Origin of the sequence: Deinococcus sp. QL22 (assembly GCF_023370075.1) — a bacterium.
Taxonomy (GTDB): domain Bacteria; phylum Deinococcota; class Deinococci; order Deinococcales; family Deinococcaceae; genus Deinococcus.
Map to the genome: position 1 here is coordinate 86,185 of NZ_CP097157.1, position 24,052 is coordinate 110,236.

The window sequence follows — 24,052 nt, forward strand, 5'->3', positions numbered from 1 at the left end:
GGCGCCCGCTGAGGCTCCTGAGTTGTGCTCGCTTCTTTTCAGCGCTTACGCTTGCCTGTGTCCAAGTCAAATACTGGACCCTTCCCCTGTCCGTCTCGCAAGGCGAAGTAGGGTTTGTCGTAGTACACGAACTTCGCCATCAGGCCCTCAGACAGGTAGGGCCCCGACGCCCCAATGAAAAATCGTGGGTCGTTCTCCCGACTAGGGGCAATATCCGAGAATTTGGCGTCCAACACAACTTTGCCTTGTGGGTGCGTATCTTTACCCGTGAACATTGTGCTTCATGGCTGTTTAGAATGACGCCATGAGTGTGAGTGAGGCAGACGTGCTGGCCCTCTACCAACGCGTCCGAAGTCTCCGACTCCGCATTCAGAAGATGCCTCAAGTGACGCCCTGGATCAACGAGGAAGCCGACCGTCTGGCTGCACCCCTGATGGCCATTGAAAAAAAACTGAACCGGCATCTTCAACACCCACCACAGTTGATCTACATGCACGATGAACTTGTACGCGTTCAAGGTGAGTTGCAGGCGCTGTTTCGGGATCACCTCAATCCCTTGATAGGCCGTTCTTCCGACTGAGTTGAACGGGTTCATCCGGACTGCGGCTCAGCAGAAGCGCGCGCCAGCCTCCGCAGCACTGGCTGCCTCCTAGCCAGGGACACCAGGCGTACCCCTGCACTGGTCAGGCCTCTCACCAGGAGAAAACGGCGTCCAACACCGCTTTACATCCTTCACGTACATACGTTGATTGCACACTATTACGCTCACGTGCGCCGCGCTTTGCGCTTCTGATGTCGGTCAGTGCGCCTTAGCGTGAGAAGCTCTGCCTTAGGCTAAGGTGTGCACCTCACTCAGGGCCCTCAGAAACCAGATGATTTTGTCGTCATCGGGTACATGATCATTGAGGGAACGACCGACACCCAGCAGCCGCGCCCTGAACTTCGCGGGGTGGTGTACACGCCGACCTCCTGTGTCTGCCCGTTGCATCCCCACGCCGACGTGTTGTCTTGGAGGCAGCCTGCTCCTGAGCTCCATGAGCAGTACCGGCAGCAGTTGGAGATGAGCCTGGATGACTTTATTGAGTTTCAGGAAGCGACAGAGCGAGCGTTCGAGGCTGCAGAGTGGGGCCTGGACGCCGTGTTCGTGCGCCGATCCACTGCAGCCCATTTTTTCAAGAGGTTTTTCATCCAGCGGGCGCAGACCCGTCTGATGGAACTCTCGATCCGCAGCCTCGATCTTCCTGCCTTCTTGAAAGCCACTGCGCCTGTCGTTGGCTCCTCCGCAGAACAGTATGAAGTTCGTGCGATGCATCTGGCGGCGGTCCGACAGGAGCCAGCAGCGACGGACGGCCAACTGTTGGGCTTTGAGGTGGTGGGCGTGAATGCACACCAGGACACGCACACGTCGGTGTGTTACGCCGTCAGAGAGGGTTTCGAGCAGGCGGGCATCACGTTCAACAGCGAGGGGTACTTGACGTGCGTGGATCAAGCAGCGAAAGGGGCGCGGATCAACAACGATGAGGGCCGGAATCCTGTAGGAGACGCGTCCTGGTTTGCGGTCAGGCTCGCGGAACTCACACGATCACAGCGGTCCTGAGCCTTGGGGTCACCCACCGTCTTCACTCACGCGCTTTAGAGAAAGAGCTCTGGAGGCACTTGATCATCGAAGGCCTCGTCTTCAGCAAGAGCTCGTCCACGGGCGGTGAGGTCAGCACCCGGACTCCAACCTAACCTTGACATCTCATCTTCGGAGATCGTGATCCAGCCCTGTGATTCCAGTTCTCTCAATGAGACCACCACTGGGTGAGAGTCATAGTCGGCGGCGTCATTTGCATCGAGGTCAAAGGCATTTCCGTCTTGACAACCTTGCCTCCAGGTCCTCACCATCCACCTTAAATTTAAATGAGCGAGGTCGGACAGGTTCTCAAGATTTGTATCCATCGCAGTTCCTCCACCCCAAGGGGAATGGCTACAGCTTGTGCGTTCCCTCTGCCGAGGTCAACAGGGTGGGGGAGCTGGGTCAACCCAAAGCACCGGGTTTTGAAGGCCGAGCAGAACGCGGTAGCCTTGGTCTGTGCAGTTTCAACACGGTGATGTCACCGGCGCTTTCAATCTAGCTGGGCTATTGCGACAGGGAGCTCCAGGGCCGCTCGCAGGTGAACCTTTTATACGACTTTCAGAGCTAACCAGGCTTATACCGAAAGGAACGCCTAATAAGTTCGGAGCGACTTCTACTCATTCATCTGGATTCGAATAGAGAGGTATCCAAGCTGGCAGCCATACATATAGGGTTTGGGGGCATTCACCTAGATCACCTGCAGCACTAGGTCAATTATCGAGCAGTGAGTGGACAGTAAGAATTACCCGTACATATAACGCTTTGCCCAATTCTCCAAGAGAGTAGTTAACTAAGCAAGGCACTTTCGTTACCAATTCTCGCTCTGATAATCCATCTTCTGTAACAGACCTATTTCTCAAAAACACGCACATATTGCTGGGGTCCTGAATGTCTAATAACAAGTTTGACCTGGATCTGTTTCCGACAATTCTAATCGAGAGTAAATTAGAGGAGGCGATACAATACGTCATCGAGCATCACAAAACAAAAGATATAGATGATTTAGAGGCTTTGATGTCCATTGAGGAGTTCACGAATCGTGGCGAGATCGGCGCGATAACAGATAAAATAATAGCAAAAATTCAGGATCTATTGATTAACATAACCGACTTGGATGCCTATTATAATCAATTGTACTTTGTTAGGGTGGCCGATTTTAATCATAGACCAGACATAAAGAAGATGACTGATTATATAGCAGCTCACACAACACACGCAGATATATTGGAAATACTCTCAAGCGACACGCGATAGCGATCTCTCTAGGGTCAGAAATGGCCAGAAGTCGCTGGAATGACGGTCTAGCCGCAGTACTCTTCTTTAGCCCACTTCAAAGTAGGCTATGAAGGGCGTTTAGGGCTCGTAGGCCAAGGGTAGAGCCCAGCTTTTGGGGCGTATCTTATACTTCTGTGGCGTGAAGAAATTAGTGATGAACAGTGGGAACGTCTGGAGCCGCTTTTACCTCCATTAATTGGACGCGGGCGTCCGTATCTGGTGCATCGAGCCATTGTCAGTGGCATCGTCTGGGTTCTGCGAACCGGTGTGCCATGGCGTGATGTCCCTGACCGTGGCGACCTGCTCTGCAGTTAACTCTTGCAGCGCTGCCAACGCAGCCGCTGAAGGTGCTCGGCTCAGCCGCAGCCGGAGCAGCACCCCCAGCGTCTCACGGGCGTCCTGAGGACCAGGCAGCTAACGTCCTCTTTCTCTTCGGAGCGGCTTTGCTGGGCTTGCTGGGAGCTTCACCGACGCCAAAGCCCCACTTGCTGGGATTGCGCACCGCGTCCACCACCGAGGCTGCGAGAGACCGGGCACCCTGCTCAACGGGCCCAAGGTCACGCGGCTGGCCCGCCTCGCCCCTTTCAGTTCGAAACTGACGCGCTGGCAACTTATAGGAGCGATGCTCGGAAGGTCTCATTTCCTTCCTTCACTTCTGAGGCAAAATATTTGTTTCCATGCTTATCAACAGATGACTTGTTGAGTGACTGCTCTTGGATTATGGTTGGAGGTGGATCACCAGGTGAGAGCGGAGTTCCGGGTTTAAGGGGTTCACTGCTATCGCAAGACGCTAGGAAGCACATGAGGGTGGCTAGCATGAGTGGGTTTTTCATTTGTTCACCGCCTTTTAATAATACTATCACTAAAATATTTAAAAATTCCTTATCTTTCGACGGTATATTTTTCATTTTGCAGGCAGTTCTTGAGAGTCCGTTCTCAGCAGCTGTATTGCCTTAACTGGTGTTACGGCAGACCTCTCTAGGGGTCAAAAGTAGCCAGAAGTCGTTGGAATGACGACCTAGACGCACTCTCTTTCTTGGGTCGACTTGACAGTGCGCTCTGGAGGGCATCAAGGCCCGCTCGAAAGAGACTTTTTGCGGGGTAGCCGTGTTCGAGCATTTTTGGTGGGGACTTCGTTGCGACGAAGTCCCCACTCAAGCAGCACCAGATAAACGCCAGTGATACAACGCTAAACAGCAGGCTCACCCGTGTGCCCTCGGTCAAGCGGGTTGCTTCGAGATCAAAGCCTCGTCCTTTCAGGGCTTGATGCATATTTCCGCAGTTCCAGCGCCAAGCGTAGCGCGTGATGGCTGGGTGCCCCATCCGTGATACGCCAGATAGAGCGTCTGTCCATACAGGTTCTGGCAGGCCAGAACCCTCATTTTCACGCCATACACCGTCATTGGGGTATGCCAAATGCGCACTTCTCCTGGGTGCAGTTTTTTGAAATAGGCCCACACCTCGACCCCGTCAGCTTTCGTCGTGACGTGCAGCCGAATGGTGGGTTTGATGCCGAGTCGTTTGAGCGCCCCAAACCACTCTTTGCCGATGAATTCTCGATCTGCAAGGAGGGCCAGAGTTTTGCCCTGCATCAACGGCAGTACCGACTCCAACAGCGCAATTCGAGCCGCAGTATTGCTGTTGCCACTGTGTGGCAAAACTTGCCACGCCAACGGAAAGCTGAAGGACTTCCACATCACACTGAGAATCAGGAAATTTAGATCCGCTTTGCCCCATTTCCAATTCGTGCGGTCAAGAATCAGCACCAGTTCGTCGTCATCTCGGAAATGATTCAGCACGAGTTGTGCCGTCAGCCACTGCTGGTCCTGCCAAACAAATTGAGCAAAGCGCTTGAGGCGCTGGTAAATCGTTTCGTCGGAACCGACGAGACGGATGCAGCTGACCAGTTGGGAGAGGCAAACCGTCCGCTTTTCGATCATCACCAAAATGAGTGTGGCCAGCACCGTCAAACGACGGGGATCGATCGGAAGGATGGAGGCAAGGTAAGTGGATAGGCTATCTTGTGGGAGTCGGCTCCGGGTGGCTTTCATCGCAGAAAACACCCTACAGGAGCTGACTTCTCCTGCCTACTTCCGACTTTTGACCCTAGAGAGCAATCAAAGATGAACCTAGATCGGATCCGGGCTGCTGCGGCAATTTATATCAATTTTATTATTTTGGTAGCCCTCAAAGGGGTATCGTAGCCAACAGCCCATGAGGTGACCTGTATGAAGACATCGAATTGGATTGCTGCTGTATTGTTTGCCTCTTGTCTTACCTCTTGCTTTGCTCCCATAACTACATCTGAAAGTGACTTAATTGGAACTTATAGAAACAGTTCAATGCAGGAATATATGCTAAGACCTGATGGAACTTTCTTATTTAAGGATGATAGCAATGCTATTCTCGGCGCTTGGTCAAAGAATGGTAATTATTTGTATATAATCCCTTGCAAAGAAGCATTCACCATAAAAGATTGTCCACAGGCTATTAAGATGAATTCTCGGTTTGCCATATTGAAAGAGTCAAACCTAATATTGAGGGTTGGTGAAAATATTGCAGACGAATTTATAAAACAATAGGCTCTTAGTGAATTTCAGACAGCTTACTAAGCCCTTGTAAAGCGTAGGCATGCTCAGCCTAATTCAGTTACCGCGAATAGGGGTTGACTTGCGGGGCAAAACATGAGAAGGGGACGGTGCTTATCTGTACTTCGGGGAATATTCAGTGGCCTATTGGCTTGGCGGTGGGCGCCGCGAACGTAGACCTTGTCCTGAATACCCGGCCCTCTGTGCATTCGGCAAGGCACGCCATCGCTTGGTGTTCAACCAACGTCTGTGAAGCGGTACGACTCATTCAAAGAGACAGTGGCCAATACGCCCATTTCCTCTAATTTACGTGTATAAGCATGGAGCACGCTATACCGCGCCCATACGCCAAACTCTGCCTCACGATGCTGCGTGAATTGCCCCAGCGCCCAGAGATCGAACACGCCCATGTCGTCATCAAACCAGTCCCACTTCACGGTATATCCGTCGAGATGGGCGGTGAAGCCCAACCCGTGATAGTGAAACGTCAGGCCAGGCAGTTCACCTGCCCAGGGAACTCGGTCGTTGAGGACGTCCTCGATGTGAGCGGCTCCGTACTGTGCCTCAATGCGGGCAATCACGTCGAGAACCCGTGTGTGGTAGTGGCGTACAACGCTACGCCGTGCCGCCCAGATAGAGCGTGCGCCCGTCTGGATGGAGCAGAACTGGGCCGGGCGCTCGGCTCTCAGGCACCTGCTGGCGGTGCTGCACCTGGCCAGAGGCGCTCAGACGCACGAAGACGGGAACGCGGCAGGAAAGACCGTCTTCAGGGTCTAGGCAGCGCCAGCCAGCCCAGCCGGCGCCGGGCAGAGTCACGCCGGACATGACCGCTGAGGCCACGCTGGTCAGTCCCAGGACGGCGGCGCAGAGAACACGTTTCAGTGGCCACATAAGTGCAGTTTAAAAGCTGATGCCTCAGGGGTCATCCACCCAAAGTCAGCGAGGCATTTAGTTCGTAGCTGCCGGCCGAAAGCTGTAATCGCTGGCACTCCCACTGAGCAGGACTTCAATAATGTCGACCTTACCCTGCGGCGGAACACCATTGATTCGCTCGCGGATCAGATTCCAGCCCTGGCGCAGATCGAGATTGACAGAGAGATTGAACTGCGTCGCGTCTTCAAGGCGCGTGACGTAACTGCTGATGCAGCGCATTTCCCCCTGAATTTCTACGTCCGCGGCTGCATAGACGAGCAGGCCGCGGTTCTCGCCACTGAGCTTTGTATTGATCGCCAGGTAAGGCAAGACGTTGACGAACTCTGGAATTGGCGAGGTCAGGGGCTGCAGCAGAGCCGCCGCGCTGACGCTGCGGTTGCGGGTCAGGATGTCCACGCGGGTCAGCTGAACGTTCTCTTGCCCCGCTTTCGTCTTGACCGTGTCTACAGCACACGGCGTAGAGGTATTGAATCCCCGCGCAAAGGCCAGCGCGCTTTGCTGTCCGGTGCTTGGGAGGTGAGCCAACTCCCGCAATTGAAGCTCCACCTGACCCCGGGAAACAATGCGGCCGACCTCTACTCCTGGCCAAGTCATTCCTGGACTGCTCAGATAGACCGCCTGCCCAACAGGAAACTGGGGTAAGGTCGGGCCGCTCAATGTTCCTGACCGGCCCAGAGCGGCTGGCTCAAGGGCCGGGAGCGCCCGTGGAGTCAGGTTGACGGCCGCCAGCAGATCGGCAATTTCAACGTAAGGCTCAGGCGGCAGCACGGGGCCAGGCTTGACGCAAGCGGTCAGGAGTAGGGGAGCAAGAAAGAACAGTTTCGTGATCTGCATTGGACCTCCAGAGATCTTTTCAGTGTAGGTGGAGGGCTGTGTCGCTGATGCCTCAATCCTGCTGAGGTCGCTTGTTCAGGCTTTCCGTCGCGGGATGAGAGACGCTCTTGCAAGCGCACAGCCCACAAGTAGTGCGGTGCCCAAGGTGCAAATCAATCATGCTGGAGCGGGGGCTGACGCCCCTCGTGCGGACGCGTTCAAACTTCTGGTGTCGGCTCTATTGATACCGGTTCAAATCGGAGTTGTCGCCATGAGCCGTTGTGGCAGGCTGATCTACCGCACCCGCTGCCCACCCGAACGGAGCCGCGCCTTGAGTTCTTTGGTCGTCTTGGCACAGAACTTGCCGAGCACGTTGCGCTTGACGTACGCCCAGACTTTCAAAGGTGGGGTTCAATTCTGGCGAGTAGGGCGGCACATCGACCAGGGTCAGGCGTTCTCTGGTCTCTACGAAAGCCGATCTGGCTTTCGCTCGGTGAATGGCAGCGTTGCCCTGCACCACGACGACCTCACCGGGAACCTGCTTCAAGACAGGTGCGCAGAACGCCCGTCCGTTGGGCGTCTGGATGGCACCTGTCTGCGTGTGCTGCAGGTTTCTTCTGCTGTGCCCCCATGAGCGTCGGCCCCTCATGGAACCCGACAACTGGGTATTCTCGTCCAGTAACCCATCACCGTACGGAATTAGGGGGACCCCTTGGCCGCGCCTGGCAGCGACTCTCCGACCGAGAGTCCCTCCGGTTGCGAGATGCCTTCATCCGTTCCGCCCATCCCCCTGCTCCCTCCCGCCGCCTGTTCGGGGTGCTCCTAGCTGTACTGGTTCTCGCCGGATACCTGGGCGGTGTCGGGGTAAGTCTGTGGGTGGCTTGGTTGGCCCTCAGTCCTCTGCCCAGCATGAATGAGTTGGCATTGATCCCACGCTTGTGGTGGGGTCTGCTCGCATTCACCTTTTTACTGTTCGCTGTTCAGGCCCGACCCCGGTTCCCACACGTCCCGGGTCAGGAGGTCAGCGAACAGCAGGCACCCGAACTTCATCGCCTGATCCGGGAGGTTTTCACTGTCCTGAACGTGACACCTCCCACACGGATCGTCATTGATGGCGAGGTCAACGCTTTTTTCGGGTGGAGCGGCTTTCCTCCTCGGTCCACACTGGGCCTGGCTCTTCCCCTGCTCTACGCATTGCCGCCCCAAGAGCGGGTGGCCTTGATCGCTCATGAACTGGCCCACCAGCGCAACAAAGACCCCACGCGTGGCCACGTGGTCGGACTGGCCTTGAACATTCTGGCCCGCGCGGTCGAGGTGCTGAGCCCAGACCGACTGATGGCCGAAACCGGTGACGCACTTCAGCAGATCGCTCAGGTGGTCATGCGCGGGCTCGCTCTTGGGCCACTCGGCCTCTACCACCTGATGCTGTTGCTGCTGGGGGAAGATCAGCAGCGGGCTGAGTTTCGCGCGGATCTGCTGGCCAGTGATGTGGCTGGCAGTGCGGCGACCCTCAGTCTGTTGGATCATCTCCACTTGACCCGTTTCCTTGAAAGCGCCTTGCACAAACAACGCCATCAGCCAGAACGCCCTCATGCGTTCCTTGAATTGAGGTATATGTGGTCCACTCTCTCAGAGGTGCACCGACAACACAGCCGCGATGAAATCGCCGCTCAACGCAGACAACTGGACGCCAGTCACCCACCCACCGCAGATCGAATGGCTGTGGTGGCGGCCTCTCCCAGAGCTGCTCAGGTGACGCTCAATGCTGCACGAGCATCGCAGCTCGAACACGAGCTCGCACCATTCGTTCGGTCACTGGAACAAGCCGCTTACGAGGCATACCAAGCTCGGTACGCCCAGTGGTAAGCGCGGCGGGAACGCTTGAACTGTGGGCGCGTCACTTCCTTACACCTCTGGATGAAGATGTAAACCCGAGGAGGGAACCAAGGTGTAATGCTGCCGCTCGTCAAAGACAAAGCGTTCGGTGAGCAGCTCACTGGCTCGGAAGTCCCTGCTGTTCAAGGGTTCCAACCAGAACTCATCTGCGTTGTACAGCTCGATGACAGCGCCCAAGGGGCGTATCGCCTCTAGGTATTGATGGAGCTGAACAAAATTGACCCGGTTGCGCTGAAATTCTTGGACGTCAGCCTCCGTCAGCGCTGTCCAGTCGGGTTCGAAGATGAATGGGCAGCCACAACCTATATGGGTGCCCAGAGAGTACACATGAGGTTGGCCCAGAGAGCGGCGAACCCCCTCTTCACTCTCGTGGATGAGTCCAACCGTCAGTTCTGGAGCCTGCTCGTCCCAAGTGAGTTCTGGGAGAAGAACGCTGGAGGCGAGAAACAGGCAGTTGCACATCTGCCCACTTTACTTGTTATTCGTCGAACTCAAGATTCCGAAGCAGAATGAGGGGAGGGCCTGTTTAAAGACCTTGCGTCAGCCGGTAAAGATGCCGCTCTAGGTTATAGCTATGTGGCCCCCAGTGCACCTCCAGCATAAAACGGAGATAGTCCAGTGCTCCGGATGGCTCGCTCTCCGCCAGTTGCAGGCCACGGCCCAAGTCCTGAGCGATGTCTGTCAGGTCATCCAGCGCGTCTCCAATTTCGCCCGGCACTTCCTGTTGAAACGGTGCACCCGTCTTTGCGTCATACCAGCCCAGTTCAGGCCACAGGCGCTGCAGGCTGTGCCGTAACACGGCGTACTCGGAAACGGGGTTGAATCCACTGGGCCACCCCATGCGATTGGGGTGTTGCGAGACTTGTTCGCGCACGTCATGAAGAGCGTGTTGAAGATCCAGTGGGGTCGCTGAAGCCCGCTGGGTGATGAGCTGGTGGACTCTCTGAACCACAGCGAGGGTGCGTTGCTCTGCTGCTGTGGCTGTCATACCTCTCAGCACACAGGAATTGGGCGGGGTGTTCAAGGGCTGTCTTTGTTCTGCCCTGGTTCTATAGACCCCAGGCGAGGACCTGAGGCGTACAAATCGATATCTATTCCTACTCCGAGGGCCGCGATTCGAGCCAGATCGTGCGCTTCAATGGGAATCCCTCACATCTGCTCTGAATAGCCCCAATACGCCACCACGATGTTCATATGACACAGAGGTTTGAGAGCCTGAATTCGTGCTGCTGCACTTTCGGTGAGATCGAGGAGTCGTGTCAATTTGTGGTGAACCTCGCCCGGCAGCTCACCGTCAGGACACAGGCTCCACCGGGTGAAGGTGTGCGGTTTCCGATGCTGCCTAGTACAGCGTTCAATTAATACGAATGGCTTCGTAGTGCCGTCTAAGAGTTCGCCGGGCGGCTTGGGTGGAGAACTGCCCGGTGAACAAGTCAGAGGCTGTTGACTGAGCCCGGTGAACAAGTCAGAGGCTGTGTTCATCGCTGAGGTCAATCCATTCAAGGGGGGAAAAACAACGTGTTTCTGGAAGCATCAAGGCAAGTCAACGGAGTACCACTATTGATCACGGCAAAATCCGCGTTGTGCCTTGGGGCAAATCAGACACGGAGAATAACATTGGCGCTTCGGGTGTCCTTCCACGATATGTCGGAGACAACTGTGTTGTCCTATCGGACATGACATCCGAGACGCTCAAGACACCTTCAGTAATTTCTACCCGTAGAGGGGGAATCCTTCTGCTGGTCAGCGCAAGTTTCATCAGTGGGTGTCGCAATGGGATCAACCGCCCAGATGCTTCTTCCATTACGAGGCTCTGCGAGGCCACTGCGATCATTGCAGCCAACAAGCTTCTTCGCGGTGCGGTCGGAAACTTCGACTTACAAGTCACTGAACCCGCCCACCAGACAGATCCTGCGAATTGGGTTCTGACCGGCACGATTGAGTCTCGGCGAGACGACGGAAGCGTGTCCGTGACTGCTCCCTATACGTGCAAAGTGAAAGGCGAAGACATCCGAACCGCAGAACCCATGATTGGATTGGGTTTGCCGATGAGGCAGCCGTATTGACTTTGGCTGAAGTCCACCACGGAAGGTAAGTGCGAAAAAGCTGGTGGCCCGTTCCCGCCCTCTCTCGGGGGGTGAGGAACGGCCTCAGCCTGGAGCGTTCACCGACCTCGAGGACTACCGCCGCGCCTGGTTCCGGCATTGGCTCAAGCACCACGGCGTCCACGCACCCCAGCCAGGACGCAGGTGCGTGTGGACGCTGAACTGGCGGGCCGCATCTTGAAGAGGTGTTGGAACAGAGAGAAACCTGCGAGGTGCTGGGGCGTGTTGGCCAGGGGTCATCGCTAGACTGCAGGAATGTCTTGGGAGATGGCTTTCAAACAGTGGCGAGAGCGCCCATACCCCTCACGCTCGTCGATCGTTGGAACTGTTGACCCCGTGCTCTTGGATGCTGATCTGGTGGCGCAATTGGAGAAGCTCCAGAGAGGCGGGGATGCGTTCGTAGTGTTTGAACTGGCCAGGATGCGCGATGCGATCGTGAAGGTCCTGCCACACCTGCACGGTGACGGCCTGTCTTACTTTATCGAAGCGGTTGAAGTGGCGGACCTCGCCCTTGCAGAGCGTACGCAAGGGCACGACTAACTTCCACCCTCATTGCCGCACCAGCGTTTCCGCCCAAACCAGACGAAATAATCAGAGACAAGCATTCGAGACCTGGTCAACGGTCGCGGCAGGGGTGGCCTGAGATTCAGGCCACCCCTCCCTGCCTCCCCATACCCGGCCTCGAATGAAGGCAACACAACCCTGAGAGGTGATCAGTTCGTCGTCGAGATCGCGGCCCTGCAGCAAGCGGCGCCGGGCAATACCGGCATCCGAGAAGGTTCGGCGGTAGTGTTGGTCAGCTTCGGCGCGTGCCCGGTCCAACTCTGCCTGCGGCGGAGTTTGCTGCTTGACCTCCAGGCCGATCCAGCCCTCCGGCAAGCGTAGATTCTGGCGCAGGGCATCGGCGTCGACCGGACTGACCAGGTTCATGGTTCGTACGAGGGTTTCTATAGAGCGGTGGTCTAGGCGCGGCCACAGCAGGCCCTTGCCGCCGCCCGCCAGTGAAGAGATGAGAATACGAAACTGACGGTCAATGCCCAGGCAGGTGTGTATGTGTTGGTCGGCACTTCGAGCGGCCAAGTCGAGCTGGTGGTGCAGGCCCTGCAGAACGGTCAGCTGGAACTCCCGTGTGACTGTTCGTCGCTGCCGGTCGAATTGACCGGTGACCTAAAGACGCTCCTGAAGTGGACTCAGCAGAAGAAGACGGGCTTGATGGTTTATGCCATGAAGGTGGGTGACCTGCGGCAGCTCAACCTGACGCCCGTGCCCGCCGCACAGATCAATCTGGTCAACCATCGATGACGCGTCCCCTGGATCGTTTAGAAGTTGAGCAGCTCAGCATTCACACCGTGGCGTAACTTCAATGACACTAGATCGAGGCCAGCTCACCCCTGTAGGTACTGCGGTTACGGACTACCTCTTTCTCTTACGATGCCTCTTCAGAATTCAGCCCCTTGCTTTACGACGCACTTACCTTGCCAAGCTAGGTCGCCTCATTCCTGCAACCTGTGAGGAGATTCTCCCAGGCTAAGCACGCGTTTTGCTCCTCAGAACTGTCGCCAGAACTCAATAGCAAAGTCCACCAGCTCCCGCTGTCGCATCAGCCGTGCTGTCGCAGACCCTACTTGCCCCTTCCTGATGCCCCCATTGGTTTCAAAAGCCAGTTTGACGGGTGGGAACGTCTCTTCGTCGTAGTCCAAATCCTCAAACGTTACCCACTGCTGTTCACCGTTCAAGAGGATGGGTGCGCCCTGTGTGACGGTCCCTCGCCTCCCTGTCCTGATCTCAGCAAGATGCAGACTCGTATTCTTCTCGGTGCCCAGGAGCAATACCCGCGCATCCAAATCGTACAGCCGAGCGAGTGGTGAACTTTCCCCCAGCGAGAACGGCAGGTGGTGATCCGCTGTGACATCGCAGGCTTTCTGACCCCAAGCAGCGAAGGACGAGTGCGGGTGGTGACTGCGGAGGACATCCGGCCAACTTCGGAAGCTTTCTGCGATTTGTCCCATGCTCCGTGTGGGGGTGCGTGCCGGGTCAAAGGCAGGCATGTTTGCGCGGATGATGGAGTGCCAAGATTCAGGAACAGGGGGCTGGTTCCAATCTTTTGGGTCCGTAAGGCTCCCACTGTGTGCGGGCATCACCAGGGTTCCTTCGAACGTCAGCACGTCTTGGAGGGCTTGGATGACCGCAACGGGACCACCAACCACCCAGCCAAGTGCGCTCAGGCTGGCATGGACGAGTAGGGTGTCTCCAGTTTGAACTCCCAGTGTGCGGAGGTCAGCTGCCAGACTTTCCCGGGTTCGTGGAAGATCAGCAAGAGCAATGGCGTCGACTTCAGACATGCTGGTTGTAAGGTAATGCAGAACAGGGAGCAGTTGATTGGGGATACCTCGCTTCTAAGGCTCTTCCGCACTCCCGGTGCAGGCCACTGGCCACGTGATAGGTCAATGGATGAGCGATCTTCAAGCAGTTCTGGACCGGCTACTCCCAGCCGAGCTTACTCTTCAGGTTGTCAGCACCAGGCTTCAGGAAGCGTCTCTGGAGTTCACGTTGGCCAGCACTCGAACATCCGTGCCGTGCCCGAGGTGCGCGTCGTTGTCTACAAGTGTATACAGCCACTCCAAGCGCCAAGTGCAGGATGTGCCGTGGTGCACGCTGCCTGTTCCCTCCACGTAAGAACGTCTTTTAAACCTCTATTTTACCTTTGTAAACCGCTCCAGACTTGAGGCACTTCTGGGGAGAATTGGTGGTGAGAGGAACAGGAAACCCCAGCACTGAGCCGGGGCGCACGGGAGAACTTATTTTTTCCTAGAACGAGCTTTGGCTTTCCTGTTCGCGCTGCCTAATTTCTGGCCCTTGAGAAAGCTGGCTTCCAGCTGCTGACGGGTGTGGGCGGCCAACGCCTTAAAGTCCACGGCTCCAGATTCAATGCTTTCGAGGGAGACGCGGGGGGAAAAAGCCCGGCCTTCTCTCAGTTGCGCGTCTATTTTCTCAAACCAGGCCTGAAATTCAGGCGTCACTTCAAACAGCATGTCTCTGGCCAATTTGTTGTAGGTCTCACCGTCTCCGCTTCGCCGCTTGAACTGTTTGGGCAGTTCGAAGCGGGCCCCCGGAAGCTTGACCGCTTCGATCTTGCCCTCACGCACAGCAATCTGAAACTGCTTAACAAAGGCGTCACTGCGTTGAAGATTGCTGAGTTTTTGAACCTGTTCACTGAGTTTGAGATAAGCCATAAGGTGTTGTATCAGTTCACTTAAAAAGAAGGAAGAGGTCATTTAATTAAAAATTTGGGCTTATGCTTGATATCGCAGTGTTTGTTGAAGAGCTCGCAGCAAAGCGGAAATGCGGTTCAGCAGGATCTGGAAAAGTATTGTGATTCAACGCTCTGACCCGATCTTCAAGGTCGGTTCCGCTCTTTGGACAGCAAGGTTCTTTCACCTCCACCGTACTAAGCCACTCAGACACATCGGTAGCTAACCCCTGGTTATGGCCCTCATTCCGTGAAGATCAGACGCAATTGCGCTTGCACCACTGCTGGGAGACTCTGACGCCAGGCCATGCGGAAGGGCAGGGCTGGACACGGATCATGCACAGGCCGGAACGTGACCCCAGGATGAGCGAGAGCCGTCAGGGAACGGACGATCAAAAACAGGCCCTCCTGCTCAGCGACGAGGTGCATCACGCCCGCAAACGAGTACATCCGCGCGCCAGTGTTGATGACCTCTCGGGGTTGAACGCCTGTTTGGGTGAACACGCCTTGCCAGTAGTCATATAGGTCTGGGTTACTCTCCCGCGAGTTGAGCAGGAGGGGCTGACCCTGCAGAGCCTGGAAGGGAACCCGATCCAATGAAGCCAGGGGATGCCCCACCGGCAGGGCGAGCCAGAACTCCTCCATCCAGAGCCGCCGCTGCTGGATGCCGGGGCAACGAACCTGTGGTGCGACAAAAAACCCTACATCCAGACTGTCGGTCGTCAAGCCATGGAGTTGTTCCAGGGTGGTGCCCTCGATCTGCTGAAGCTTCAACCCCGGCATCGCTTGAATCAGCTGCCCAAGGTGAGCCGGAATATCCGTCTGACCGACGTAATCCGCGAAGCCCACGCGCAGAACCTGAGGCACGCTGTCCCGGCGCAATGCCTGAAGTCCCTCATCGAGGGTGGTGAGCACGGTGCGGGTCAACTCTAGGAGACGCTCGCCCTCCGGGGTCAGTGTGACGCGGCGGCTGGTTCGCTGGAACAAGGTCACGCCCAACTCGCCCTCTAGGCGCTGAAGCTGATGGCTGAGGGCGGGCTGGGTCATGTACAGCCGTGCGGCGGCTCGGGTGAAGTTCAGCTCTTCCGCAAGCATCACAAAGGCCCGCAGATGGCGAAGTTCCAGCATGATCCATGCATTGTAGGCATAGATCTCGGCTCGAAAAGCATGAGACTTCCGGTGGTGGGACATCCACACTAGAGCGATGGACAACACCGTACACGAACTCCGACTAGTCATTACCACCCGTGACTACGAACGCAGCAAAGCCTTCTACCAGGCGCTGCTCGGCACGCGGGCCTTGGGCGCTTGGGAGTCATCCGAAGGCCGCGTCATTATTCTAGAAGCAGGTCGGGCCACGCTGGAGATCGTGGATGAGAATCACGCGGAGCGGATTGACGAGATCGAGGTGGGGCGGCGGGTGTCCGGTAATCTGCGGCTGGCTCTGGGTCTGCCCGATAGCGGGGCGGCAGCGGCGCTGGCTCAGCAGGTCGGTGGCGTGCTGACGAACCCGGTCACACAAACCCCCTGGAATTCTCTGAATGCCCGGGTGCTGAGTCCGGATGGCCTGCAGGTGACACTCTTTACCGACCAATAACGCCAACAGATCCAACTGCGGAAAGGACATCTTGACCTTGTTCGTTCAGGCTGGCGCTCTCAGCCGTTGTGCCCAACGTTGCCCTGGCAGATACAGGATGCCGTGTCTCGGCGCACCTCGCCCACAGTGGTGGCCCTTAGTTGCTCGACAAAGGGGCAAACCAGGCGCGTATTGTGCGCCGGAACAAGCCCGTGGGGACGTCCATGCTGGATCGATCAGATGGCTTCATCCAGTGCCGCCTCACCGCATACCTTGGAGGTATGAGCGTCTTCACCCTGAAAGCCATGAGCGTGGACAAGTACCTGCGCACCGAGGAGTGCACCCCAGTGAAGCGCGAGTACGTGGGCGGTGATGTGTACCCGCTGCATGGCGTGGGCAACGTACAGGCCGGAACCAGTCAGGCCCACGCCGAAATCTGCGGCAACATCTACGCCACGCTGCACGGCCCCACCAAAACCAAGGGGTGTCGCCTGTACCAGAGCGAGATGAAACTGAGGATCGAAAGCAGCAATACCTTCTCTTACCCCGACGTGATGGCTGTGTAACTTGGTTCTAGGAACCCGACAGCCACCCATAAAACCCAACCCTTCTGCTGGTCGAAGTGCTATCAAAGAGTACGGCGCAGAATGACCGTTTGGGCAAATATGCCGCCTACACCGCCCTGCCCAGCCTTCAGACCTACCTGATCGTGGAGCAGCAGGAGCGGCGGGTGTACGCCTATTCCTGGCGGGGCGAGGAATGGACGCTGGCAGAGCTGGCGAATACGGGCAGCGTGGACATGGCCTGCATGAGCCGCAAGCTAAGCCTCGATGACATTTACGGCGATGTTCCTGTATGAACGGGTTCAACCCAGCACAAGAACGCCTGACCTCTTCCATGTGGAGCACAGCTCTAAAGGTTGATGCTCAGCACACGCAAGTCAGCCCATTGCTCCCGGCAACCCACCAAACCTCGGCGTGCCGCCGCTCACCTCATCAGATGAGGTTGATCTGGTGTGGAACTGGAGCGGGTTCCAGTCGCTCTCCATCAGCAGTTGGGTGCCAGACCCAGGACAACCTCCAAAGCTTTGAAATGGCCCGCAAGTTGAATCTGAGAAGATCTACACTCCTGTTTGCACATTTTTGAATGAGATCATTTTTTCATTCCGCTGCCATTTCTTCGTGGACTGGCACAGTGGATGCCCTACCCTAGAAGGACACCATGACGCGCCACCAACCTGCTCCCCTTCTCCCCCACCTTGCTCCGCTTGCTGTACCGTCCCGGGAGGAGCTCCGTCAGTTGCTCTTAAACCGGGAATTCAGCGCCCTCACTGAGCGCTTCGCACAACTGCACACCGCTGAGGCGCAAGGACTGATCAGTGAACGTCAGCTGGAACGTGCCTACGACGGGGCCCTGAACTACCGGGAGGAGCTGACCGTGCCCCTGCGGGAGTGGGCCGCGGGAGCACCGAGCTTCTATCCGGCACAGGCGGCATTGGGCGTTCACCTGTTTGGGCAAGCCCTGAAACTGCGCACTATGCGCCGTGCTGTCGATATTCCCGAAGAGAACGTCGAGCGCATGGTCGGCGCCATGATGGCCGCTCAAGCGCAGCTCCGGCACGCTGTAGCGCTTGATCCCAAGGCGTCGCTCGCCCTCATCTCCTTGATGTTCATTGAAATGCAGATGGGCAACCGCGCCTGGCAGCTGTATGTGGAGGCGATACAGAAGACGCCGAACTCCATGCTGGTTCGGTTGGCGATGCTGCGCAACCTGCGCACCGAATGGGGCGGCAGCGAGCAGCAACAGCTGGAGTTTCTCAACCGGCCCGAACACGACTCTCTCAGTGAAGAGGAACGGCACGAACTCAACGCCCGGCAGCTCACGCAACTGGCCCATTGGCAACTGCATTTTGCCAAGGATGCCAAAGCGGCCAAACGCACGGCTCAAGCTTCCCTTGCTCTTGTCGAAACGCCGTACGCCCTGCTGGCGCTTGCGGACAGCTCCGCCCCACTCCGACGAGTGAAAGGACTCAGCCGGGCGCTGGAACTGGCACCGCACGACCTGCATCTCCAAGCGTCTCACGCTTCCGCTCGGCTGGAAAGCTGGGCTCCAGCCGCTCCTGAGTTCGCGCGTCTGCGCGAAGCGGCCGACTGGGGTGAAGCCTACGCCACAGACCTCTTGTCCGTGGAGCTGCCGCTGTGGATTTGGCGCATCCGGGCCTTCATCCTTCTGTTTGTGCGGTGATGGATGAGGTAGAGAGCATCCTGCTGAAGAACTCACGTGGGGGTTCTGGCAACTTAACCTGAGCAGGGCTAGCGTAGCGTAGCAGGCAGCTTGAGAATCAAGCTGCCTGCTGCATCGCCTCTTGCCAGAGGAGAAGAGCTGCGGTGTAGTTGCTTCGTCTGAGGGCAGCGGGGATGGTCGTTCGGGTCGGGCGGTGAAGGTTCGAGACTCGGGCAGGCAGCGCTAGGAATTCCTGCGTGCGCCGCCGTCGTTTGAAGCCGAGCTGGCTGCGTTCCTGTTGCCGTGTTTGTCGATGCGACTGTTCCACGAGGTTGTTGCAGTGGGCGGTGGAGACCACCTGAAGGTGTTCCACAGTGTGGAGCACAGGAAGCTCCCACAGAGCTGCCCCACAGCTCCACAACTTGTCGGTATGAATGACCTCCGGCACGTCGTATGGCTCCAACAAGCGCACGAAAAAAGATTTGGCAGCCTCAGTATCTCGGGATTCCTGAAGAAGGATGTCCAGCACGTCGCCACGTTCGTCGACCGCCCGCCACAACCAGTGCTTCACCCCACCGACCTTGACGCAGAGCTCGTCCAGAGGCCATCGAGAACCCCGGCGGGGTTCTCGATGGCGCAGTTCTTCGGTCAGGAGCGGCGCAAAAGGGATGTTCCACTGCCGGAGGGTCTCGTGGCTCACCTGGATGCCGCGCTCATGGAGCAGTTCCTGCACGTCGCGCTGGCTGAGGGGAAAACGGTGACACAGCCGCAGGGCGTAGCAGATGACGCTGAGGGGAAAACGATGACGATAGGGCTTCCGGTCAGTCACAGCTCACCATCCTACCGGCCCTACCGGCCTTAAGTTGCCAGCACCCCTCTGCTTATGTACCACGCCTCATAGGGTTCGCCATTGCTTCTCTGTATTGAAGGTGTTGCGTCAGACCACCAGAACGACCTGTCGATGACAGTTATAGCGTTCCAGTTCGGGGAACCAGATCAAGCTCGATGTCCGCGCGGTTGAGCGCGCCCCTGAGCTTAAATACGCTGAAGAGAGCGTGCGCCACCCTCAGAAACACGACTGGGGCTGAATACACCTCATCGTGGGCGGCGATGTCCAGCACGAAGCTACCGGAGGGCAGGGGCTGCGTTTGATTCGCCTGTCCCGTCACTCCGCGCAGGACGGCCGCGTGGTAGTCCATAGGCAACCCAAGGCGCTGTTGTGGAATATCATTTCCCTCGAGCTTGTCCCAGGGGTGACATTCAGGAAGGCGGACTCTGAACAAGCCAGATTGATCCGGGGTAAATGTGGCACCTAAGTACACCGCATTTAACATCTAGATAAACTTTGCTCCAAGAATCTTCAGCGCAGTCACGAGTGCGGCCCGGAGTTCAGTCACGGAGTTGTAACAACGCCGCGGCATCAGAATCCCCTTCAACTTTCGCCACACCCCCTCAATCAGATTGAGAAAGGGCGCATACGGGGGAAGGTATCGAAGGAACAGTCCCTGCCGTTCCCAAGAGGCTTGTTGTTCCCTGAGCTTCGCGCCCTTGTGAAAGGGCGCGTTGTCCAAGACGACAACCGTGAGCTGCTGTGGGTCACAGCCGGAGGCCAAGGTGTTCAAATAGGCGATCACCTGCTCCCCAGTGCAGCTGCCTTGCAGTTCGCGAACCTCCAGCACTTCTTCGCAGGTATGCAAGCTGTAGGTGCCGATGAGGTTGATCCTTCCAGACGATCCCCACCGAGTGGGGATCTCAAACTGTTGCCCAGAGCCCCGCTTAAACCACGTCGCTCCCACCGACAACATCAGAGAAAGTCCGGTCTGGTCGAGATATTTCAGGGTCAGCTTGCCGTCCAGTGCCCCCTTTTTAGAGTCTCCAAGGAGGCTTGATGTGGTGCAACGATTTCAGGGTCAAGTGTCTGAGCGGGTGAATATCGGGCGCGTTTCCAGCTGTATCCCAGGCGTTGCAGATGATTGGCCAGCGCACGAGGTCGAATCACGACCCCGAACTGCTGTGCGAGGCCCTCGCACAGCAGTGGAGCGTTCCAGAAGCGCTGCTCTCGAAGTTTCTCGTGGAGAAACTGCTCCATCTCGGGTGTGACTTTCGAAGGCTGTCCGGGTGGACACTCGTCGGCCAATCCTGGAATGCCACGCTCCTCGAAACGGGTGAAATCATGGTGGATAGCCTGATGGTTCCGGCCAAAATGCGCGGAGAGTTGGGGAATGCTCCAGCCCTGTCGATGCAGCCGGAGGATGCTCGCCCGCAGGCGAACCTTCGGGTGAGTATAAGGACTGGTCTCCAGATCCCGAAGCAGCGCATCAGCAGCTTCAGAAATCTCGATGCGGCGAGCAGGACGGGCCATGCTTAACTCTACATGCTAAATGCGTTGTACTTAACAACCCGTACCGGGGCATGCCCTTGATGTAGTGCAGCGAAACAGCTGCTTCATAGGGCGGCCAGTGATACCCGGGAGTGGCATCAACGGCATCGACAGCTGACGCAGCTCCCAGGTAAAAGTCCATTGGCCGCTGCTTGGTCCAGATGCGCGCAGTCAGATTGGGGCAATCACGTACGACGTCAATGATCGGCATGGTGCCACTGTAGGGCTAAGATCAAGTCAGCCCGTTCTCAGCACCCTGAAGATGCACTGACGGTGGGGGGGGTGCTCTAAATAAAAGCGTCCCAGACCAAAGAGGGGTTCAGGCGTTTCCACTGCTTATCCGTGAATTCTTCGCGCCACAGGCTAAAAAGATACTTCACTGCCCTTGGGTTCTACCCTTGGCATACGGACCCTAGTGAAAGGCCCCCGCCCCAGCTTTGGCTGGCAGGCAGGGGCCTTGATCCAGTGGCCTGGAAGCAGGGGTCAGTACGGTTGGCTCCACACGTTCACGCGAAGAGGGTCCGGGCTGCTGTTCTTCAGATGGATGTAGATCGCGCCGTTCGGGACAAGCAGGTTGAAATCATAAAAGTCGGTGTTGTTGTAGCTGTTCTGGAAGCTTCGCTGATCTGTCCGGCTGGTTCCAAAGGTCGCGGTGAAGGTCGTGGGGCCAAAGTGGTACACCTCGTTAAAGGTGTTTCCGGTGTACCCCTCGGTGTTGATCTTGACCCACAGTTCGCCGTTCGCGGGGATAGTGACTTCTGGATTGATAAAGTAGCTGGTTGCCGAGTAATTCAGCAGCACGTCGTAGTCAACGGTAGGGGTGGACGCGGTCACGACGGTCTGATCGGTGCGGGTTTCGTTGCCCGAGCCGTCCGAGACGATGACGCTCAGGTCATGGTTGCCTGCCGTGGTGGGCACCCAGGTGGTGTTCCAGTTGCCGCTCGCGTCCATGTTGATCGCCGTGACATTGTCACTGGCGCCGTTGCTGGCGACCAGAGCGCCATCGTCATAGATCCGGAGTTCATTCACCATGACGTCATCCGTTGCCGCGCCGCTTAACCGGCTGGAGACGCCGACTGCTGCATTGTTGATGGCATTGACCGTCAAGGTGGGCATGACCATGTCGGCCACCAGGGCGTTGGTCTGGACGGCCTTGCTGAAGTCCAGCGTGGTCGGGCCGTAGACGGCGGTGTCGGTGCCGGGGACCTGCGTCCAGGCATTGAAGCTGGCCGTGACATTCAGGGTGCTGTCCTGGGCGGTGCCGCGCGCGGTGAGGTTTACACCGATCTTGCTGCCGGCATTGTTCAGCACGGCGTCGGTGGGGTTGCCCAGGGTGTAGGTCACGTTGCCGATGTCGGTGGTGGGCACGGTCGCACTCAGGCCGCTCACGGGGGCAATCTTGGGGGACAGCTTGAGATTGAAGGTGCTGTTGGTAAACAGCAGGGGCGTGTTGGTGCTGAAGTCCAGGCTGCTGCTGGCTTTGTCGAACACTGCATGGAAGGTCAGACGCACGACCGCGCCGTCGCCCTGAATCGTGGCGGTGTTCTCGGCAGCGGGACCGTAGGCGAGCAGGGTGCTGCCGGTCGCGGCATCCTTGGCGGCGGTTTCGAAGGAGTAGGTGCCGGCGGGCAGCAGCAGGGTCTGGTGGAAGGCATTGCTGAGGTTCAGGGTCAGGGTCTTGGTGCCCGTGCCCGTGGGGTCGAAGGTGGTGCCGTTGAAGGCCACGAGCTGGTTCTGGCTGTCACGGACGTTCACGTTGAAGAACAACGGCCCAGCGTCGCCAGTCAGGCCTTGGGCGCGCAGACCACCGAGGGCGGCAACGTCGACCTTGACCAGGGGAGCGGTGGCTCCTGGGGTGGTGACGCCGGGGGTGCCAAGGGTGTTGGTGCCGCCGCAGCTGGCGAGGATGAGGGCGAGGGACATGAACGCGAACGCAGTGGGGGTTGTACGCACAGAAACTCCTGTTCAGCTCTTTTAGAGCTGAATTGAACGGTGGCGAGAGGCCAAAGGGGAGTTGCGGTGGGCGCACCACTTGCTCGGTCTGTGCCAGGTGCCCGGATACGGCGGCAGACGTCCTCGCGTCACAACGGGACGAGGCTCATGAGGGCTTGACTCACAAACTTCATCTTCGTCACATAGGGTGCAGCCGCGATTCTGACCCAAACCTTACAGACCGGGTGGCGTGTTGGGGGGGGAGGAGGGGGGTAAACCTGACCGGTCTTCGCCAGACTGAGCTGGACGGCAGGGTTCAGACACCCAGAGAACACCGGACGACTCCGGCAAAAGGCCCCCGCCCCAGCTTCGGCTGGCAGGCGGGGGTTTTTTGGTTTACGGGCGACCCAGCTGGCTGTTCTTCTGCTGCAGGCGGATAGTCTCTTGCTGCAGAAAAAGATTCTCCTGCTGCAGCTGCTCTATTTCTTCCTGAAGTGTTCTGAGCACCTGACGACGTTGCCGAAGCTCTCTGGCCCATCGCCAAATTTGTAGCCTTCCCAAATAAACCTCGATTATAAAAAGGCCACGTTGGCGGGCGAGCAGACCGAGGACAAATAGGCCAGGGGCACCAATAACGCGCAACAAATCATTCGCCCAAAGTGCTTCACCGCCAAGGACACAGACTCCGATAACCACCCCATAGAGAAGGAAGGGCAGAATCAACCTTTTCATGTAGCGACGGTCATTACCCAGAGATCGTCCAAGTGAACTCACAAAGATAAGAAAGCCGAAGCCTATGCAAGGAGTTAGCAGAAATAAGGTGAAGCTAGGCCAGAAACACAGCGCTATCGGCAGAACAAGCATGGCAGTAGCAATGGGCTGTGCAAGAGCTATTTCACGTTGCACCAAGATCTTGCACAGCCCCCCGGTGACCTGCAGAGCGTAGCCAAATTTGGCCACCTTGCTCTCTTCCATATCCATGGCTTCTCCAAGCCATGGAGCGACATATTTTTCTTTGATGTCCCAAGGAACAAGCGCTCCCAACAGCCTCAACCATCCATACGCAATCTTGTCGCTGGACTCCTTGAGCAACTCCACGATGTAACCGCCGACAACAGCAAAAAACAGAGCGAGCAACGCTTCACGCATAGGCAACCTCAGAAAACATTTGGCGCAGTTCGCCGACGTGCTCGTTCAAGTAGGCTCGGCCTTCTTTCGAGATGTGATAGTAGCGGCGCTGGGGCCGACCAGCTTGCTTGGGATCAATGTCCTCCAAAGCGCTGGAGACATATTTGCCCTGTTCCAGTCGATCCAAAAGGGCGTACACCGTGCCGATGTTCACTTTGGCTTCTTTGCTGAGCTGTAGGGGGTAGTGGTTGGCGTCAGGGGTTCGCGACAGGATGGCAAGCACTTTAAGGATGTTGTTCGTTGGTCGCATGGTAACAATGGTAGGGCATTCTAGA

At 57.1% G+C, this 24,052-nt stretch carries 31 protein-coding genes and 1 pseudogene; 12 read left to right on the plus strand and 20 right to left on the minus strand.

Annotated features, from left to right (window positions below):
• Nucleotides 1–38: 38 nt before the first annotated feature.
• The gene (locus tag M1R55_RS30615) at nucleotides 39–275 is read right to left on the minus strand and encodes a hypothetical protein (RefSeq protein ID WP_249396687.1); all 237 of its coding nucleotides are present in this window, start codon (nucleotides 273–275) and stop codon (nucleotides 39–41) included.
• A gap of 29 nt (nucleotides 276–304) precedes the next feature.
• Between M1R55_RS30615 and M1R55_RS30620 the strand changes: the two genes are divergently transcribed.
• Complete coding sequence (locus M1R55_RS30620; protein WP_249396688.1) at nucleotides 305–580, plus strand: hypothetical protein; 276 nt, start codon at nucleotides 305–307, stop codon at nucleotides 578–580.
• A gap of 261 nt (nucleotides 581–841) precedes the next feature.
• Nucleotides 842–1,597, plus strand: a complete 756-nt coding sequence (locus M1R55_RS30625) for a hypothetical protein (RefSeq protein ID WP_249396689.1) — start codon at nucleotides 842–844, stop codon at nucleotides 1,595–1,597.
• A gap of 35 nt (nucleotides 1,598–1,632) precedes the next feature.
• On the opposite strand, the gene M1R55_RS30630 is transcribed toward M1R55_RS30625, so the two are convergent.
• Entirely contained in the window at nucleotides 1,633–1,941 is a 309-nt protein-coding gene (locus M1R55_RS30630; RefSeq protein ID WP_249396690.1) for a hypothetical protein, read from the minus strand.
• A gap of 565 nt (nucleotides 1,942–2,506) precedes the next feature.
• Between M1R55_RS30630 and M1R55_RS30635 the strand changes: the two genes are divergently transcribed.
• Nucleotides 2,507–2,872: a hypothetical protein gene (locus M1R55_RS30635; RefSeq protein ID WP_249396691.1), complete on the plus strand. Its 366-nt coding sequence runs from the start codon at nucleotides 2,507–2,509 to the stop codon at nucleotides 2,870–2,872.
• Nucleotides 2,873–3,040: 168 nt separating this feature from the next.
• Nucleotides 3,041–3,208: a transposase gene (locus tag M1R55_RS30640; RefSeq protein ID WP_256566092.1), complete on the plus strand. Its 168-nt coding sequence runs from the start codon at nucleotides 3,041–3,043 to the stop codon at nucleotides 3,206–3,208.
• A 663-nt stretch (nucleotides 3,209–3,871) separates the two neighbouring features.
• Here the strand turns inward: M1R55_RS30640 and M1R55_RS30645 are convergent.
• Nucleotides 3,872–4,944 (minus strand): annotated as a pseudogene (locus M1R55_RS30645) (IS4 family transposase).
• A 177-nt stretch (nucleotides 4,945–5,121) separates the two neighbouring features.
• Between M1R55_RS30645 and M1R55_RS30650 the strand changes: the two are divergent.
• The gene (locus M1R55_RS30650; protein ID WP_249396692.1) at nucleotides 5,122–5,475 is read left to right on the plus strand and encodes a hypothetical protein; all 354 of its coding nucleotides are present in this window, start codon (nucleotides 5,122–5,124) and stop codon (nucleotides 5,473–5,475) included.
• 242 nt (nucleotides 5,476–5,717) lie between these two features.
• Here M1R55_RS30650 and M1R55_RS30655 read toward each other — a convergent pair whose 3' ends face one another.
• The 4 genes from M1R55_RS30655 to M1R55_RS30670 form a co-directional block, all read right to left on the minus strand.
• Nucleotides 5,718–6,200: a hypothetical protein gene (locus M1R55_RS30655; protein WP_371827355.1), complete on the minus strand. Its 483-nt coding sequence runs from the start codon at nucleotides 6,198–6,200 to the stop codon at nucleotides 5,718–5,720.
• Nucleotides 6,097–6,372, minus strand: coding sequence for a hypothetical protein (locus tag M1R55_RS30660; RefSeq protein WP_249396694.1), 276 nt, complete (start codon nucleotides 6,370–6,372; stop codon nucleotides 6,097–6,099). Before M1R55_RS30660 ends, M1R55_RS30655 begins: the two co-directional genes overlap by 104 nt.
• A gap of 57 nt (nucleotides 6,373–6,429) precedes the next feature.
• Nucleotides 6,430–7,248: a hypothetical protein gene (locus tag M1R55_RS30665; RefSeq protein WP_249396695.1), complete on the minus strand. Its 819-nt coding sequence runs from the start codon at nucleotides 7,246–7,248 to the stop codon at nucleotides 6,430–6,432.
• Between the two features lie 217 nt (nucleotides 7,249–7,465).
• Nucleotides 7,466–7,876, minus strand: coding sequence for a transposase (locus M1R55_RS30670; protein ID WP_256566082.1), 411 nt, complete (start codon nucleotides 7,874–7,876; stop codon nucleotides 7,466–7,468).
• Between the two features lie 260 nt (nucleotides 7,877–8,136).
• Between M1R55_RS30670 and M1R55_RS30675 the strand changes: the two genes are divergently transcribed.
• Entirely contained in the window at nucleotides 8,137–9,093 is a 957-nt protein-coding gene (locus M1R55_RS30675) for a M48 family metallopeptidase (protein WP_256566093.1), read from the plus strand.
• A gap of 556 nt (nucleotides 9,094–9,649) precedes the next feature.
• On the opposite strand, the gene M1R55_RS30680 is transcribed toward M1R55_RS30675, so the two are convergent.
• The gene (locus M1R55_RS30680) at nucleotides 9,650–10,111 is read right to left on the minus strand and encodes a DUF5063 domain-containing protein (RefSeq protein WP_249396698.1); all 462 of its coding nucleotides are present in this window, start codon (nucleotides 10,109–10,111) and stop codon (nucleotides 9,650–9,652) included.
• 1,372 nt (nucleotides 10,112–11,483) lie between these two features.
• Here M1R55_RS30680 and M1R55_RS30685 point away from each other — a divergent pair.
• Nucleotides 11,484–11,768: a hypothetical protein gene (locus M1R55_RS30685; RefSeq protein WP_249396699.1), complete on the plus strand. Its 285-nt coding sequence runs from the start codon at nucleotides 11,484–11,486 to the stop codon at nucleotides 11,766–11,768.
• A gap of 51 nt (nucleotides 11,769–11,819) precedes the next feature.
• Here M1R55_RS30685 and M1R55_RS30690 read toward each other — a convergent pair whose 3' ends face one another.
• The gene (locus M1R55_RS30690; RefSeq protein WP_249396700.1) at nucleotides 11,820–12,308 is read right to left on the minus strand and encodes a hypothetical protein; all 489 of its coding nucleotides are present in this window, start codon (nucleotides 12,306–12,308) and stop codon (nucleotides 11,820–11,822) included.
• On the opposite strand from M1R55_RS30690, the gene M1R55_RS30695 reads away from it, so the two are divergent.
• Nucleotides 12,282–12,530, plus strand: a complete 249-nt coding sequence (locus M1R55_RS30695) for a hypothetical protein (protein ID WP_249396701.1) — start codon at nucleotides 12,282–12,284, stop codon at nucleotides 12,528–12,530. The two genes, M1R55_RS30690 and M1R55_RS30695, sit on opposite strands and share 27 nt — an antisense overlap.
• Before the next feature lie 245 nt (nucleotides 12,531–12,775).
• On the opposite strand, the gene M1R55_RS30700 is transcribed toward M1R55_RS30695, so the two are convergent.
• The 4 genes from M1R55_RS30700 to M1R55_RS30710 form a co-directional block, all read right to left on the minus strand.
• Nucleotides 12,776–13,570: an aminoglycoside N(3)-acetyltransferase gene (locus M1R55_RS30700; protein WP_249396702.1), complete on the minus strand. Its 795-nt coding sequence runs from the start codon at nucleotides 13,568–13,570 to the stop codon at nucleotides 12,776–12,778.
• A 183-nt stretch (nucleotides 13,571–13,753) separates the two neighbouring features.
• Nucleotides 13,754–13,882, minus strand: a complete 129-nt coding sequence (locus M1R55_RS31955) for a hypothetical protein (protein ID WP_256566083.1) — start codon at nucleotides 13,880–13,882, stop codon at nucleotides 13,754–13,756.
• 144 nt (nucleotides 13,883–14,026) lie between these two features.
• Nucleotides 14,027–14,461: a hypothetical protein gene (locus M1R55_RS30705; protein WP_249396703.1), complete on the minus strand. Its 435-nt coding sequence runs from the start codon at nucleotides 14,459–14,461 to the stop codon at nucleotides 14,027–14,029.
• 260 nt (nucleotides 14,462–14,721) lie between these two features.
• Entirely contained in the window at nucleotides 14,722–15,606 is an 885-nt protein-coding gene (locus M1R55_RS30710; protein WP_249396704.1) for a LysR family transcriptional regulator, read from the minus strand.
• 76 nt (nucleotides 15,607–15,682) lie between these two features.
• On the opposite strand from M1R55_RS30710, the gene M1R55_RS30715 reads away from it, so the two are divergent.
• The 4 genes from M1R55_RS30715 to M1R55_RS30725 all read left to right on the plus strand — a co-directional run bounded on the left by M1R55_RS30715 (nucleotide 15,683) and on the right by M1R55_RS30725 (nucleotide 18,298).
• The gene (locus tag M1R55_RS30715; RefSeq protein WP_249396705.1) at nucleotides 15,683–16,075 is read left to right on the plus strand and encodes a VOC family protein; all 393 of its coding nucleotides are present in this window, start codon (nucleotides 15,683–15,685) and stop codon (nucleotides 16,073–16,075) included.
• A gap of 260 nt (nucleotides 16,076–16,335) precedes the next feature.
• Nucleotides 16,336–16,620 (plus strand): Uma2 family endonuclease, encoded by a 285-nt coding sequence (locus M1R55_RS31960; RefSeq protein ID WP_256566084.1) that lies wholly within the window; start codon nucleotides 16,336–16,338, stop codon nucleotides 16,618–16,620.
• A gap of 56 nt (nucleotides 16,621–16,676) precedes the next feature.
• Nucleotides 16,677–16,913 (plus strand): Uma2 family endonuclease, encoded by a 237-nt coding sequence (locus M1R55_RS31965; RefSeq protein ID WP_256566085.1) that lies wholly within the window; start codon nucleotides 16,677–16,679, stop codon nucleotides 16,911–16,913.
• A gap of 362 nt (nucleotides 16,914–17,275) precedes the next feature.
• Nucleotides 17,276–18,298: a DUF4034 domain-containing protein gene (locus tag M1R55_RS30725; RefSeq protein WP_256566086.1), complete on the plus strand. Its 1,023-nt coding sequence runs from the start codon at nucleotides 17,276–17,278 to the stop codon at nucleotides 18,296–18,298.
• Between the two features lie 97 nt (nucleotides 18,299–18,395).
• Here M1R55_RS30725 and M1R55_RS30730 read toward each other — a convergent pair whose 3' ends face one another.
• The 7 genes from M1R55_RS30730 to M1R55_RS30760 form a co-directional block, all read right to left on the minus strand.
• On the minus strand, nucleotides 18,396–19,106 hold the full coding sequence (locus M1R55_RS30730; protein ID WP_249396707.1) for an IS6 family transposase: 711 nt from the start codon (nucleotides 19,104–19,106) through the stop codon (nucleotides 18,396–18,398).
• A gap of 139 nt (nucleotides 19,107–19,245) precedes the next feature.
• Nucleotides 19,246–19,476 carry a hypothetical protein gene (locus M1R55_RS30735; protein ID WP_249396708.1) on the minus strand — a complete coding sequence of 77 codons (231 nt, stop codon included), beginning with the start codon at nucleotides 19,474–19,476 and terminating at the stop codon, nucleotides 19,246–19,248.
• Nucleotides 19,477–19,611: 135 nt separating this feature from the next.
• Nucleotides 19,612–20,133, minus strand: a complete 522-nt coding sequence (locus tag M1R55_RS30740) for an IS630 family transposase (RefSeq protein ID WP_371827356.1) — start codon at nucleotides 20,131–20,133, stop codon at nucleotides 19,612–19,614.
• A complete protein-coding gene (locus tag M1R55_RS30745; RefSeq protein WP_249396710.1) occupies nucleotides 20,118–20,639 on the minus strand; it encodes a helix-turn-helix domain-containing protein in 522 nt (173 codons plus the stop codon). The genes M1R55_RS30740 and M1R55_RS30745 overlap by 16 nt, the downstream gene beginning before the upstream one ends.
• Before the next feature lie 501 nt (nucleotides 20,640–21,140).
• A complete protein-coding gene (locus M1R55_RS30750) occupies nucleotides 21,141–22,610 on the minus strand; it encodes a hypothetical protein (RefSeq protein WP_249396711.1) in 1,470 nt (489 codons plus the stop codon).
• 375 nt (nucleotides 22,611–22,985) lie between these two features.
• The gene (locus tag M1R55_RS30755; RefSeq protein ID WP_249396712.1) at nucleotides 22,986–23,738 is read right to left on the minus strand and encodes a hypothetical protein; all 753 of its coding nucleotides are present in this window, start codon (nucleotides 23,736–23,738) and stop codon (nucleotides 22,986–22,988) included.
• Nucleotides 23,731–24,027 (minus strand): PadR family transcriptional regulator, encoded by a 297-nt coding sequence (locus M1R55_RS30760; RefSeq protein WP_249396713.1) that lies wholly within the window; start codon nucleotides 24,025–24,027, stop codon nucleotides 23,731–23,733. The genes M1R55_RS30755 and M1R55_RS30760 overlap by 8 nt, the downstream gene beginning before the upstream one ends.
• Nucleotides 24,028–24,052: the final 25 nt, after the last annotated feature.